16 protein-coding genes are annotated in these 14,280 nt (G+C 41.7%); 7 read left to right on the forward strand and 9 right to left on the reverse strand.

Annotation, left to right across the window (positions count from 1 at the left end):
• The 4 genes from AN213_RS16980 to lpxC all read left to right on the forward strand — a co-directional run bounded on the left by AN213_RS16980 (window position 1) and on the right by lpxC (window position 4,294).
• The gene (locus AN213_RS16980; protein WP_054561046.1) at window positions 1–780 is read left to right on the forward strand and encodes a cell division protein FtsQ/DivIB; all 780 of its coding nucleotides are present in this window, start codon (window positions 1–3) and stop codon (window positions 778–780) included.
• Window positions 777–2,009: a cell division protein FtsA gene (gene ftsA / locus AN213_RS16985; RefSeq protein WP_054552726.1), complete on the forward strand. Its 1,233-nt coding sequence runs from the start codon at window positions 777–779 to the stop codon at window positions 2,007–2,009. The genes AN213_RS16980 and ftsA overlap by 4 nt, the downstream gene beginning before the upstream one ends.
• 21 nt (window positions 2,010–2,030) lie before the next feature.
• On the forward strand, window positions 2,031–3,278 hold the full coding sequence (gene ftsZ, locus AN213_RS16990) for a cell division protein FtsZ (protein ID WP_054561045.1): 1,248 nt from the start codon (window positions 2,031–2,033) through the stop codon (window positions 3,276–3,278).
• Window positions 3,279–3,382: 104 nt separating this feature from the next.
• Window positions 3,383–4,294 (forward strand): UDP-3-O-acyl-N-acetylglucosamine deacetylase, encoded by a 912-nt coding sequence (gene lpxC / locus AN213_RS16995; RefSeq protein WP_036971181.1) that lies wholly within the window; start codon window positions 3,383–3,385, stop codon window positions 4,292–4,294.
• A gap of 70 nt (window positions 4,295–4,364) precedes the next feature.
• Here the strand turns inward: lpxC and yjjG are convergent, their stop codons facing one another.
• From yjjG to AN213_RS17010, 3 genes are read right to left on the reverse strand one after another with little or no spacing between them, the layout of a single operon-like run.
• A complete protein-coding gene (yjjG, locus tag AN213_RS17000) occupies window positions 4,365–5,039 on the reverse strand; it encodes a pyrimidine 5'-nucleotidase (protein WP_054561044.1) in 675 nt (224 codons plus the stop codon).
• A gap of 11 nt (window positions 5,040–5,050) precedes the next feature.
• Window positions 5,051–5,590 carry an inosine/xanthosine triphosphatase gene (gene yjjX, locus AN213_RS17005; protein WP_054561043.1) on the reverse strand — a complete coding sequence of 180 codons (540 nt, stop codon included), beginning with the start codon at window positions 5,588–5,590 and terminating at the stop codon, window positions 5,051–5,053.
• 49 nt (window positions 5,591–5,639) lie between these two features.
• Window positions 5,640–6,539 (reverse strand): phosphoribulokinase, encoded by a 900-nt coding sequence (locus tag AN213_RS17010; protein ID WP_054561042.1) that lies wholly within the window; start codon window positions 6,537–6,539, stop codon window positions 5,640–5,642.
• A 230-nt stretch (window positions 6,540–6,769) separates the two neighbouring features.
• Here AN213_RS17010 and AN213_RS17015 point away from each other — a divergent pair, with 230 nt between their 5' ends.
• Both AN213_RS17015 and AN213_RS17020 read left to right on the forward strand, forming a co-directional pair.
• Window positions 6,770–7,639 (forward strand): hypothetical protein, encoded by an 870-nt coding sequence (locus AN213_RS17015; RefSeq protein WP_055199211.1) that lies wholly within the window; start codon window positions 6,770–6,772, stop codon window positions 7,637–7,639.
• Between the two features lie 86 nt (window positions 7,640–7,725).
• Window positions 7,726–8,070 (forward strand): hypothetical protein, encoded by a 345-nt coding sequence (locus AN213_RS17020; RefSeq protein ID WP_408002941.1) that lies wholly within the window; start codon window positions 7,726–7,728, stop codon window positions 8,068–8,070.
• Window positions 8,071–8,109: 39 nt separating this feature from the next.
• On the opposite strand, the gene AN213_RS17025 is transcribed toward AN213_RS17020, so the two are convergent.
• From AN213_RS17025 to AN213_RS17050, 6 genes are all read right to left on the reverse strand, one after another.
• Entirely contained in the window at window positions 8,110–10,680 is a 2,571-nt protein-coding gene (locus AN213_RS17025) for a M1 family metallopeptidase (RefSeq protein ID WP_055199213.1), read from the reverse strand.
• 112 nt (window positions 10,681–10,792) lie between these two features.
• Window positions 10,793–11,470: a hypothetical protein gene (locus AN213_RS17030; RefSeq protein WP_054561038.1), complete on the reverse strand. Its 678-nt coding sequence runs from the start codon at window positions 11,468–11,470 to the stop codon at window positions 10,793–10,795.
• 210 nt (window positions 11,471–11,680) lie between these two features.
• Window positions 11,681–12,031, reverse strand: a complete 351-nt coding sequence (locus tag AN213_RS17035; protein ID WP_054552718.1) for a DUF2750 domain-containing protein — start codon at window positions 12,029–12,031, stop codon at window positions 11,681–11,683.
• A 17-nt stretch (window positions 12,032–12,048) separates the two neighbouring features.
• Window positions 12,049–12,627 (reverse strand): glutathione S-transferase family protein, encoded by a 579-nt coding sequence (locus tag AN213_RS17040; RefSeq protein WP_054561037.1) that lies wholly within the window; start codon window positions 12,625–12,627, stop codon window positions 12,049–12,051.
• A 60-nt stretch (window positions 12,628–12,687) separates the two neighbouring features.
• Complete coding sequence (locus AN213_RS17045) at window positions 12,688–12,969, reverse strand: peptidylprolyl isomerase (RefSeq protein ID WP_054552716.1); 282 nt, start codon at window positions 12,967–12,969, stop codon at window positions 12,688–12,690.
• Between the two features lie 72 nt (window positions 12,970–13,041).
• Window positions 13,042–13,617, reverse strand: a complete 576-nt coding sequence (locus tag AN213_RS17050; protein WP_054561036.1) for a glutathione peroxidase — start codon at window positions 13,615–13,617, stop codon at window positions 13,042–13,044.
• A 75-nt stretch (window positions 13,618–13,692) separates the two neighbouring features.
• On the opposite strand from AN213_RS17050, the gene AN213_RS17055 reads away from it, so the two are divergent.
• Window positions 13,693–14,184, forward strand: coding sequence for a GNAT family N-acetyltransferase (locus AN213_RS17055; RefSeq protein ID WP_055199214.1), 492 nt, complete (start codon window positions 13,693–13,695; stop codon window positions 14,182–14,184).
• Window positions 14,185–14,280 lie beyond the last annotated feature (96 nt).

The following is a 14,280-nucleotide window of genomic DNA, read 5'->3' on the forward strand; positions in this document are numbered from 1 at the left end:
ATGCATCCTTTTTTAGAAAAAGCGCAACAATTAAAACAGCAGCTAAATTGGTCGTTGATTTTTGGTGTGAGCTTTTTTCTAGTAGTGATTTTTGCATTAGTAAAAATCACTACAGGCGTCTCAGATTGGTTGGTAGAGAACAAAGACGCACAAATAAAGCACTTATCAGTACTTGGGCAACCCCAATATACTGATGAGAAAGCAATTATTGGTGCAATAAAAAAGGCCGACTTATCGAGTTTTTTTGAATTAGACGTAAAACATGTGCAACGCTTAGTACAAGGCTTGCCTTGGGTGGCAACGGCATCGGTCAGAAAGCAATGGCCAGATACCTTGCAAGTATACGTTGTTGAGCATCAAGCTGTAGCGCATTGGAACAGTGACTTACTGTTAAACCAAGCTGGCGAAGTGTTCCAAGCAAGTAGTGATAAATTGCCTACAAGCTTGCCACAGCTATATGGCCCAGAAGGCAGTGAAATCGAGGCGTGGACTGCTTTTAGTCAATTTCAAGAAATGCTCAAAGTGAATAACTTAGAGCTGACCAGTTTAGCGCTTTCTGAGCGCTTTTCGTGGCAGTTATGGCTTGATAACGGCATTCGCCTGAACTTAGGCCGCAAAGAAAAAGCAAAGCGTGTACAGCGTTTTATTGACGTGTATCCGCGCATGGAACAACGTGCAGATGCACAAATCGATGTTGTTGATTTACGGTATGATACCGGTCTTGCAGTGAGCTGGAAGCCAGTGCAAGAAGAACAATTAGAAAATAAGAGTAAGGCATGACCAAGTCAGCAGAAAGAAACCTAGTGATTGGATTAGACGTTGGCACATCGAAAGTTGTGGCCACCGTTGGTGAAATCACCGCAGATAACAAACTAAGCATTGTGGGTGTTGGCAGCCAAGTATCGCATGGTATGGATAAAGGCGGCGTTAACGACCTTAACCTTGTTTCTGAATCGATTCGTCGAGCTATAGATGAAGCTGAGTTGATGGCTGATTGTCGTATTAGCTCTGTTTATTTAGGTATTTCTGGAAAACATATCCAGTGCCAAAATGAAAGCGGTGTCGTGGCAATTAATAACACGGAAGTGACTGACGAAGATATTGAAAATGTCATTCACATTGCTCGTTCAGTGCCTATTTCGGCAGAACGAAAAATGCTACATGCATTGCCACAAGAATACAGCATCGATATGCAAGAGGGGATTAAAAACCCACTTGGCATGAGCGGTGTGCGTATGGAAGCTCGCGCGCACATTATTACTTGCTCAAACGATATGGCAAAGAATATCGAGAAATGTGTTGAGCGTTGTGGCCTTGAAGTGGATCAGTTGATCTTCACTGCACTGGCATCATGTTATTCAGTACTCACAGATGACGAAAAAGAGCTCGGTGTAGCCGTGTTAGATATCGGTGGTGGCACCATGGATATCACCATTTATATTAATGGTGCGCTTCGTCATTCAGCGGTTATTCCTGTGGCGGGTAACCAAGTGACTGGTGATATTGCAAAAATATTTAGAACACCTATATCACATGCTGAGTCACTCAAAGTACAATATGCGTGTGCGAGTAGCCAAATGGCAAGCAACGAAGACACAATTGAAGTACCGAGTGTTGGTGGCCGACCTGCGCGTATTATGTCGCGCCATACTTTAGCTGAGGTTGTTGAGCCACGTTTTAGAGAATTATTCGAGTTGGCGATGGAAGAAATACGCCGCTCAGGTTTTGAAGACCAAATTGCTGCAGGTCTCGTCATTACTGGCGGAACAGCAAAAATGACAGGTGCAATGGAAGTGGCAGAAGACATTTTCCAAATGCCAGTCAGAATTGGCAAACCAATCGGGATTGTTGGTTTGACAGATTATGTAGATGATCCTTCGTACGCGACCGCGGTTGGTTTGTTACAATACGGCCGTACAATGCAATCGATGAATGCACAAAAGTCGAAAGCTGAAGGTGATAATAATTGGTGGAACCGTATTACTAAGTGGTTCCAAGGTGAGTTTTAAGACTCAAGTCGGAGAGTAAACATGTTTGATATGATGGAACAGCACAGCGAAGAAGCTGTCATTAAAGTAATTGGCGTGGGCGGTGGCGGCGGTAACGCTGTTGAGCACATGGTAAAACAACAAATTGAAGGCGTACGTTTCATTGCTGCGAATACGGATGCACAAGCATTACGTAATTCATCAGCAGATGTAACTGTACAGCTAGGTACACAAATCACCTCTGGTCTAGGTGCGGGTGCTAACCCTGAAGTGGGTCGTAACTCTGCTGAAGAAGACGCTGAGACTATCCGTGCCAGCCTTGAAGGCGCTGACATGGTGTTCATCGCAGCTGGTATGGGCGGTGGTACTGGTACAGGTGCTGCGCCAGTGGTTGCTAAAATTGCTAAAGAGTTAGGCATTTTAACGGTTGCTGTTGTAACGCGCCCGTTTGACTTTGAAGGTAAAAAGCGTGCTGCAGCTGCTGAACAAGGCATTAATGAATTGTCAGAAACTGTAGACTCACTTATTACAATTCCGAACAATAAATTGCTTAAAGTTTTAGGCAAAGGCACTACACTATTAGATGCCTTCGCAAAAGCGAATGACGTGTTATTCGGTGCGGTACAAGGTATTGCAGAGCTAATCACACGTTCTGGTCTAATCAACGTGGATTTCGCCGACGTACGTACTGTTATGTCAGCGATGGGTACTGCGATGATGGGCACAGCATCTGCGTCTGGTCCTGACCGTGCTCAAGAAGCAGCTGAAGCGGCTATCTCAAGCCCACTACTTGAAGATGTCGATTTAACAGGTGCTAAAGGTATCCTAGTTAATATCACTGCAGGTATGGATATTGCGATTGAAGAATTTGAAATTGTTGGTAACCACGTTAAAGCACTTGCGTCAGAAAACGCAACAGTTGTTGTGGGTGCGGTAATTGACCCTGAAATGAGCGACGAGTTACGTGTAACGGTTGTTGCAACAGGTTTAGGCGGCGATCGTCGTCCACAGTTTGGTATTGTTGATAATGGCTTTAAGAAAGCATCAGGTTCTGATGTACAAAGCTCAATGAACCAAACAACTAGCAGCATGTATGTACCAAGCTTTGCAAGTCAAGGTAGCAGCGATGATGTAAGCATGTCATCTGCGTCTGAAAAGCAAGAGCCAGTACAACAAAGTACAACGAGCAGCTCAGTATCTAGCAGCACTGAGAGCAGCAAAAAATCTGATAAGTCAGAAGGGGGAGATTATTTCGATATCCCTGCTTTTCTTAGAAAGCAAGCTGACTAAATAGACTTTTACTGGTTATTTTGTTCGATAAATAAACAAATTGGCAGCTGGATGTATTTATGATACAATTCGCCGTCTAACTGTAACTATAAGTGAGCGAACCTATGATTAAACAGCGTACGATTGCAGAAGTAGTCAAAGCCATAGGAATTGGACTTCATAAAGGTGAGAAGGTCACTATTACTCTCCGACCTGCGAGCGCAAATACTGGGATAGTATTTCGTCGCGTAGACCTTGATCCGGTTGTTGATTTTGAAACAACACCAGAAGCCGTTGGTGATACGCAACTGTGTACCTGTTTAACAAACAAAGATGGCGTTCGCTTATCAACGACTGAGCACCTTATTGCGGCGGTAGCGGCAATGGGTATTGATAATCTAATTGTTGAATTAGACAGCTCAGAAGTACCAATTATGGATGGTAGTGCATTACCATTCATCTATTTGTTACAAAAAGGCGGCATTAAAGAAGTAAATGCAGCTAAGCGCTTTATTCGTATTAAAGAAAAAGTACGTATTGAAGAAGGCGATAAATGGGCTGAGATCGAACCATACGATGGTTTCCACATCGATTTTGAAATTGCGTTTGATCATCCAGCAATCAATGAAAGCCGCCAACGTATCGGTTTAGATATCACGGCACAAAGCTTCACTGAAGAAATCAGCCGCGCACGTACTTTCGGCTTTATGAAAGATATCGAGTATATGCACGCTAACAACCTAGCATTAGGTGGTAGCATGGATAACGCAGTTGTATTGGATGAGTTTAAAGTACTTAATCCAAACGGATTACGTTACAGCGATGAGTTTGTTAAACACAAGATCTTAGACTGTGTGGGCGATATGTTTATGACTGGCCACAACATTCTAGGTAAAATCACGGCTTATAAATCAGGCCATGATTTAAACAATAAACTACTTCGTAAAATTATGGCGACTGAGTCAGCATGGGAGTGGGCAACATTCGATACCCCAGTGACTATGCCAGCACCAGGCCTAGAAGTAGCGACAGCTTAATCGCAAGCATATTACAGTTATAAAAAATGACGCTTTAAGCGTCATTTTTTTGTCAAACTATTATCAAGATTTATAACCCTAGAATAGCTTCAAGCTCAACCAACTGATTGATCTGATAAGTTGGTTTAATGTCCTCTGGTAACTCAACCCCAGGGTGTTGTAACCAACACGTGTCGATACCTACATTGTGACCACCTAAAATATCACTGGCAGCTGTATCGCCTACCATTAAAATCTGCTCTTTTGGCGGATTCCCCATTAATTGAAATGTATGTTGGAAAATCTCTGGGGCAGGTTTTGCTTTACCGACTAACTCTGAAATAACCAGCCAATCGAACATATCCTGTAAACCGGTGTGCTCTAGGCGTTTTTGTTGTAACTTAGCAAACCCATTGGTAATAATGCCTAGCTTGGCGTGTGGTTTTAACTTTGTAAGCAAGTCAACTGCACCAGGTAATGGCACACAAATAGAGGCCATAGCATCCAAGAAGCCATCGTTAAGTTCTTTTGCTGGCACATCGAGTCTATTAGCCCATTCTGTAAAGCGAGTTATCTGTAGCTCGCTGGCGGTAATTTCATGCTTTTGATAAGCAACCCAAAGCGGCTTATTGGTTGCTTGGTAATGATGATAATCTGACTCAGTAAATTCTACGCCGTAATGTGCAAACATCACTTTTAAACCTTCGAATGCATTAAAACTAAATAGCGTTTCATCTGCATCGAATAATACGTGGCTATACTTCATGGTTATCCTAATTACTGATTAAATAGGGTAGGGTGTGAAAATGGCGCCATGGCCAATGTCAGCGCTTGTACATAAGTACTTTCGCGCGTGGCAAGGTGATTGGTTAATAAGCCAATAGCACCACCTTGTTGTTTGATATTAACGGTATTGAATGCCTCATCCATGACATCACCTAGTTCTTTACCAGCTAGCAAGGCATCGTAAAAAGGTTGCGGTAACGGTAGGTTGCTACTGCGACCAACGCTAAATTGCTGCTTGTTTGCAATCACTACAAAGGCAAAGGTTGCAGCGCCATAACTAAATTGTTCTGCGCCGCCTTCCATTGCTGCATAAAAGTCGGCGTCAAAGTGATCTTGACAATACTTAACACGATTTTCAGCGCCGATACGGGTTTCATCTTCGCCTAGCGGCTGATCAGGCACACCAGAAGGTGCATCTTCACCTTTGCATTCAATGGTATGATTTGGGAAATAAAGACTAAAGACATGTTTAGCCGCGTTAATTTTAACGGGGTTCTTTGAACCAACAATAACACGTAAAGTTTGTTTCAAGCCGACGACTCCATTGTTTTCACCAGAGTCAGCAGTGTACCCGAGTGAGTTAAATCGGCAAGTCAACCGGGGCTAAATTTTCAAGGGCGCGTTTTTTCAAAATAATATCTTTGATCAACGGCGTTAGCACAAGCTCCATTGCTAAGCCCATTTTGCCTCCAGGCACCACAAGCGTATTGATACGAGACATAAAGCTGCCTTCAATCATGCTCAAATAGTACGGAAAATCTACGTCATCTATGCCACGAAAGCGAATAACAACAAAGCTTTCGTCTAAAGAAGGAATATCTTTTGCGCTGAATGGGTTTGAGGTATCAACCGTTGGCACTCGCTGGAAGTTAATATGAGTACGCGAAAATTGCGGAGTAATATGATTTATGTAATCGTCCATCGAGCGCACAATAGAGCCCATTACCGCTTCACGAGAGTGGCCTCGTTCAGAGGTGTCGCGAATAAGCTTTTGGATCCACTCAAGGTTAATAATAGGCACCATGCCAATCAATAAATCGACATGCTTAGCAACATCATGATTCTCATCGACAGCACCACCATGTAGACCTTCATAGAATAAGATATCTGTATTTGATTCTAAGTCTTGCCAAGGGGTAAAGGTGCCCGGTAATTGGTTATAAGGGACCGCTTCGTCGAAAGTATGTAAGTAGCGTCTGATTTTACCTTGCCCGGTTTCACCATATTGATAAAAAAGCTCCTCAAGGGCGCCAAAATCATTAGCTTCTCGGCCAAAGTAGCTAATATGCTTGCCTTCTTGTTGTGCTTCACGGACTTTTTTATCCATTTCTGGACGTGTATAACGATGAAAGCTATCGCCTTCGATGAAGGCTGCATCAATGCTTAAGCTTCTAAAAATGTGCTTAATTGCATTGGTGGTTGTGGTAGTCCCCGCCCCAGATGAACCGGTAATAGCGATGATTGGGTGTTTAGCTGACATAATTATTCTCGTTATTGTTGATACCAGTCGGCTTAAATTGTTAACCATTCTAGCGTGTTAAATGGTCAGTTACTTAGCTCGATTGGTATTATCGTGCATAAAATCAATCAGTAGAAACTGATAAAAAACGAACACGTCCTAGTTATAAAGGTCGAGCATGGTAAGGTCAAGTGACTGGCGGATTAATTAACGCTATCATGGGCTGATAAAAATTAAAACGAGAGAACAACATGAAATCGATTTCGTCTTTACTTTTCGTCGCAGCAGGGACATTTTTTACCAGTCACTTACATGCAGCGATGCCTAAAAGCGAAATATTACTTGCCGAGTTAGACACCCCATATGGTATGCAGGTGTCGCGAGTAACAGATGATAAAGCTTATAATAATCAACCATTTTTAGTTGATGCAGGGCTTTACTATACCCATGAGGTTGTTGACGAAAATGGCCAGTCACAAACCGATATTGCGTTTTATGACTTTACATCTAAGAGCAGCGAGAATATCACCAACACGCCTGTCAGTGAATACTCGCCTACGCTGATGCCAAATCAGCAAGCCTTGTCGGCAATCGTGGTCGAAGCAGATGGCAAGCAAAAGTTATGGCAGTATCCATTAGCAGAAGAATCTGTTGCTAGCCGAGTTTTTGAATGGATTGAGCCGGTTGGCTACCACGCTTGGGGCGCTGATGAAGACCTGATCATGTTTATCTTAGGTGAGCCGCATACGTTGCAATACACTCGTGTTGCAGCTGCTAAACCGCGTGTCATTGCCGGTGATATTGGCCGAACTTTAATTTTTGATAAACACACAAACAGTTACTTGTTTAGTTATAACAAAAACAACCAACATTGGGTTGCACGCTTTGCGCCGCAAACTGAGGAAGTTAGTGATTTATTTAGATTACCGGAGTCGGTGCAAGACTTTGCTTTAATTGACAAAGACACTGTAGCCTATGCGGTTAATAACCGAGTTCATAAGCGCAGTTTGACAGAGCCTGAAGTGGTATCACAGTGGCTTGATTTAAGACGCTTTTGTGAAGGCTCAATCTCGCGTTTAAATTACAAACAGAGCAAACTGGCATTTGTATGTAATAAATGAGTAACGGTTTTTGCTTGATTGCTGTACTGTGGCTAAACTATCCACGTTATATGTAAGGAACGCCTTTGTCTTTTTCTGCCGAGCAAATGAGTGTACAGCTGGTTAAAGCGGGCTGCCGCAGTAATTTTAAGATTAAAAATATTAACGAATTTATGCCAGCTAGCTCAAAAGAGGCATTTTATGTTCATGAGCAAAGTGGCCAAGCAAAAATTGTTATTAGACCTATATTTGAAGTATTCAGTGCTGATTTCGAGTCAATAGAGGGCATTACGCGTATCAAAGACTACTTTCACAGTAGTGAAATGACCCGCTTTCCAACTCGCATTCATAAAAGTGCACAGCCCATTCATTATGGTATTGCATTTAAAGTCACCTCACCTGACGCTGCTGAGCAATTTATAACTAAGTTAACTGCTATTTTAGCGCAATAAAAAAGGGCCACATTGTGGCCCTTTTTGCATTTGCTTTAATTAGCGCTTAAGGAAGCTATTCACCGAGTTTAACTCACGGTTTTTCAGTGCAATACAATCATTAATGCTTTCTTCAAGCTTACTAAGAGAACGTGCATAACCTGGTACTTCAGTGATTTTATCGTTGAAGAAGGTTTTGGTTTTCTCTAAGCTTTTCGCATCACAGCTTGCCGTCGTGAAGAACGGTAAATTTGGTACAAAGAACGGTGGTAAGTTCTTAGTGATGGCATCGTAATTGTTGTAAATCCACTCAATAAACAGTGCTTCACGCTCTTTACCATAGCCTAACCCACCTAATAACGTACGCATATCAGAGGCTGTTACGTTATCTGTTAAGCTGTATTCTAGAACCGCTTTTTGTAACTCAGGTTTACCAAAGTAACCCATCGCTGCCAGCATCTTAGTACGCACTTGTGGATCTTTGGTGGTTTTAAAGGTTTGTTTGTACTTTTCAAGTAACTTTGCATCGCCATGGTAAGCCGCAAGGTTTAAGTAAGTTGAGGCTAAATATGGGTCAACATTTTCAGGGTTGTTTAAGTACAGTGCCGCTTGTGCTTTTGCAGTATCAATGACTTTTTGATCTTGACCATCAAAACCTAAACGGGCAATAACTTGCGCTCGCAATTGCGATACCGCGGCATCTTCACCTGCTTTTGCTGTTAAACCATATTGTTTAGCAGCTGGTGCAATGCTGTTACGGATAAACTTAGGCCATAAGTCACGGTTGCTGTCGTCTTCGAATACGCGTTTTTGAGAAGCAAGGTAACCTAATGCTGTGTTTGCTACTAATGGGTGAGCATCACTCACAAAGGCTTCTAAAGTTTGCATTAAGTGAGCCGCAGATATAACGCCTGCATCAAGTAATGAATCAACCGCAGAAAGTAGCGCTAAGCGTTCACGCACCGTTAGCTTGTCAGCTGCGTTCTCTAGTAGGGCATTAAACTGAGCATCATCTAATACCCAGCGGTAATAACCCATGGCACCTTGATCTGGGTAGATCCACTCAGGTTCAAAGTCGAGAGTTAGTTGCTGTGTTTCTTTATTCAGTAGTACACTTGCGGTTTTAACTTTGTCGCCTGCACCATACTTGATTGCAACCGGAACATTCCACAGTTGTGCAGGCGCATCAACGCCAGCATTTACAAAGCGACTTTGGCTGATATTAATTTTCTTACCGTCTTGCGTTACTTTGATAAGTGGGAAAGATGATTGTTCGATAAATGATTTAAGAACACTTGCTACATCTTTATTAGACGCTTCGCCTAGTGCTTGCCATAGATCAGCAGCTTCTGCATTTTTATACGAGAATTTCTTCAAGTAAGCACGAATACCTTGCTGGAATGCCTCTTCGCCAATCCAGTTTTCAACCATAGATAAAACCGCACTCCCTTTACTGTAGGCAAGGCCAAGGCCATCCATGATATCAGCTTCAGTTTTGATTGGCTTACGAATAGGTTTAGTACTTAGACGCGCATCCAGTGCCATCACATGGTTTTGTGGTAAGTCTAAGTGCGACTCAAATTCTGGGTTGATTTGTGCAGTGATTTTCGCTGCCATCCAACTTGCGAATGCTTCGTTTAACCATAAATCATTCCACCACTTCATAGTCACTAGGTTACCGTACCACTGGTGAGCTAACTCATGGGCTATGATTGATACATTGCGCTCTTTTTTGCTGCGCGTTGCTGTTGCTAGGTCTACTAGTAAAATGTCTTCACGGTAAGTCACTAGGCCTGCGTTTTCCATTGCGCCAAATGGGAACTCTGGTACTGCCACTGAGTCTAGCTTTTTGTATACGTAAGGAATGCCAAAATAATCTTCTAGCGCTTTTAACACACGCGGCATATTTTCTTTTGCGTAATCAGCAAGGTGAATTTTACCTTGCGGAGTCAGTACACGGCCAGGGATTGGCATGCCTTTAATTTCAAGCTCTTCAAACGGACCCACAGCCATAGCGACTAAGTACGAAGGAATAGGTGGCGTTTTGTCGAAAAAGTGCGTTGTCATATCGCCGTCTACTTTGGTTTTTAAAACCGGTGTATTGGCATACACTTTTTGTGATGTTGGCGCTGTGATAGTTAGCTGAAAAGGTATTTTATAACTTGGCTCGTCAAAAACCGGGAATGCACGACGCGCATCGCTCATTTCAAATTGCGTGAAAAGATAAGGTGTACCTTGATCTAAAGTTTTATATAAACCAACACTTTGACGATTATAAGGTGCGGTAAAATCAACTTTTAAAGTGTATTTTCCTGGTTGGATTTTTTCTTCGCAAGCGAATTTGACTTTGCCTGTTTTTAGCATTTCAGCACTTAGGTCACAGTTTTCTGCACCTAAAATTTTCGCCATGCTAACTGCATAATCAATACCGTTTAATTCGATATAATTCGTTGCTTTTAGAACCTCTAAAGCAATTTCGGTATGACCAGAAAAATTGTCTTTGGCAGGATCAAGCGTAAGTTCTACTTGTTGTGAGCTAGGCTTGGCAAGCTTTTCGATAACATATTCATTGGCATGGGCAGAGCTAACAGCAAGTGCAACACTCACCGTTAATAGGCTTTTTAAGAACATAAGTATCCCTGATTTTTTGTTGTTAGAAAGGCACCTGCTATGAGGGGCGAATCACCATGCTATCAGGTTTTAATTTGAACAGTAATAAATAGTTAGTAACAAAGTTTGTCAGTTAATTATGGCGTTCAATGAAACGCTGCCAATGCAGTTGCGGGTTTATTTGTCGTATGTTTTGCAGCACGGTATTTAATAACTGCATATCAGTAAAGCGCTGCTCGTTGAAATCTTTAAAACCAAGCAAGTAGTTAAAGGCGTCTTTGCAGTTGGCTTGCAGTGCATGAATTCGCACTTGTTGTTCAAAGTTGAGCCGTAAACTGCTTATCGCGGTTTTCATACCTTGCTGATCAACTGTAGGAATAGCGCACTTTTGTAAATAACCAGCGCGTTCACCTTCACCCGAAAACCAAATACGTACTTTTTCGCTATAGCGACCTGATTTAGCAGGTAAATCAAACATCAGTCGTTGCTGATTTTGCTCATTTAAATAGCCTAAGTATTGGTCAAGTCCTGCATCGAGTAATGCATTGTGGATAGGGACATAGCGGGGTTTTATCTTGCCATGTGTATGAAAATCAAAGCAGCGAATTCCATCAAGGGTGACAATATTATCAAGGGTTAAATGGCCAATTTCATCGCTGTAGGCACCGGTGTAATAGGCAAATAAAGGCAGCCAAAAGTGCCAATGCTTAGCTTGTTCACGTGCTAAACGCTGATCACCATAAATGTAACCATTATACAGGGTATGTAATTCCATGGCCGAAAAGGGCCTACGACCAAGATGGGACTTCAACCTAATACCTTGATAATAAAGATGTGTCGAAGAGTATAACTGATATACCCAAACCACCTCAAGATGCGAGCTTCAGTTAAAGCGATTTAGGCAAGGCATTGATTGCAAGTAATAGTGGTTCTATTGTTAAAATCAATATAAGTATCAAGTTTCCAGCTAAACGACACTGCCATAAATACGGCCGTGTCGTTATAAGCTTAAGGATTGCGATTAATCGCAAAGAGCTTTAGCTAAACCAACCGGTTCGATTTCAACGCATACTTGATCATCGTTCCAGTTTAAACCAACAAGCGCATCATCTTCGTTAAGGTCTTCAACCCACTCATCAAGAAATTCGTCTAGGCCAATTTCAACAGGGGTATAGTCTTGCCACTCATCTTTACATTGCGCTTTTGCAGCGTCTTCAGTACCCCAAAGTAATAACACATCAGTGTCGCTAAATTGGTTTGATTCACAGACAACAAAACCACCATCTTCGGCACCCAGTGCCCACATAGATTCGTTCAAACGAACTTTTTCTACAAAGCTAACTAATTCTGATTCAATTTCGATATCGCTCATTTGCGTAACCCTTATCTTTATATTCGTGGATCTGTTTGTTGTACCGCCGCTTTATCGGCGAATTTATGATAAAAATCAACTAAGTTTTCTAGTTGGCTAAAATCAGTTAATTCGCGGAAGCGGATCCAATCTAGCAAGCAGTATAAACTGATGTTGAGGTATTCACAGCTTTTAAATACTGGCTCCGATAAATGAGTATTTAAATAGGCTAATGTTTCAACAATTCGCTCATTCTGTAAATTAAAAAATAGTTTGTCGCTGTTGGTATCAAACCCTGAACGCTGACTAAGTAAAATTTCTACCAGTGAATCATTGCAGGCATTGATAATGGTTAAGTAGTTCTCTTGCTGCCAGCTAAGTAACGGCTGATCAGCTTTCTCGAGCAAGTAGCGGATAATTGAGTTGGAATCACATAAGGTAAAATCATGGTCGATTAATACAGGAATTTTTCTGGCAGGGTTATGAGCAATCATGGTTTGTCTGTCTTGCTCAGAGAAAATATCCAAATTAACAAAATCAATAGGTAGGTTATTAAGTGTCGCCCAAATCCGAATACGGCGCACAAAAGGTGAGGTAGTAGAGCCTAGTAATTGCATGATGGTGTCCTTTGCAAAAAAAAGCCGCTGTGAAGCGGCTTTTTGAAATCAATTTGTTAATTAGTCAGTACGGCTTGTTACTTCTAGAAGATGATAACCAAACTGGGTTTGCACTGGGCCTTGAACTTGGTTAATTGGTGCAGAGAATACGACTTTGTCGAACTCTGGAACCATCATGCCAGGGCCAAACTCACCTAATGCACCGCCATCTTGACCAGATGGGCAGTTAGAGTGAGCACGAGCAAGCTCTGCAAAGTCAGCTCCTTGCTCAATTTGCTGTTTTAAATCTAAACAGTGAGCTTCACTGTCTACGAGAATGTGTCTTGCACTGGCTACTGCCATAACATCTCCTAATGTGTGTTTTAGTATTAAATTACTAGTTTAGTTCAATATTTACCGAACGAAAAATTAAATTTATTTTGCAGTCAGCTCAGCTTCAATTGCATCGCGTAAAGTTTGCGATTGTGGCTTAGTTTTACTATTAAAGCGCTGTACTGTCTTACGGTCAGCAGACACTAAATATTTGTAAAAGTTCCAGTTAGGTGAGCTGGTTGCTTCGTTTAGGTGTTTGAATATCGGGTTTGCATCGCTACCGCGAACGGCACTGGTAGCAAGCATATTAAAGGTTACGCCATAATTAATGAAACATACTTTTGCAGTGTCTTTTTCATCGTCTTCTTCTTGGAAAAAGTCATCTGATGGAAATCCTAGTACTACTAAGCCTTGGTCTTTATATTCTTTATGAATAGCCTCTAAGCCTTCAAACTGGCCGGTAAAACCACAATTACTAGCGGTATTGACTATTAGGAGTGGTTTGTCTTTGAATTCGCAGAAGTTAATTGACTCTTTTGAACGTAACTTTCTCATTGTAACATTGGTAAAGTCATCACATTGGCTGCTTGCTTTAGCAGTTGGCGTAGCCTCAGTAGTTTGTGCTGCAAGGTTGGTTGTTATTAGACCTGCTGCAAGTAACAAAGCATATTTATACATAGTTATTTCCCGCTAGTTATTTGTGATGAATATACGCTAATATGCAGCAAAGTGATCATTTAATTTCAGCTATTTATGACGATTCGCAAAGCAATACAAAACGATTTAACTGACATAGTCGCTATTTATAACGAGACCATCCCTGGCCGTATGGTAACCGCAGATACTGAAGAGGTGTCGGTTGCAGACAAACAAGCTTGGTTTGATAGCCATACAGAAAAAAGACCTATTTTTGTTTTTGAGCAAAAAGGTAAAGTGCTTGCTTGGCTGAGTTATAAGTCGTTTTATGGTCGCCCAGCCTACGATGGTACCGTTGAAATTAGCATTTACATCACCCAGCAAGCTCAAGGGAAAGGGCTAGGTAAACAATTGCTTACATTTTCAGAACAGCATGCAAAAACACTTGATATCAAGGTGTTATTAGCTTTTATCTTTAGTCATAACCTACCAAGTATAAAACTGTTTAATCGCTTTGATTACAAGGTCTGGGGAGAGCTTCCCGAGATTGCGATCATGGATGATAAAGCCTATAGCCTTACTATTTTAGGTAAGCGTTTAGACAGTTAATTAGCTAAAAAGCTAATAAAAAATGCGGTACAAATTGTGACCCATTGCGATTTTAGGCTACGCTAAAATAGGTATTTATTATTAAGCGAGTCTAGT

The sequence above is a fragment of the Pseudoalteromonas sp. P1-8 genome (genome assembly GCF_001399985.1).
In the GTDB taxonomy this organism is placed as follows: Bacteria; Pseudomonadota; Gammaproteobacteria; order Enterobacterales; family Alteromonadaceae; genus Pseudoalteromonas.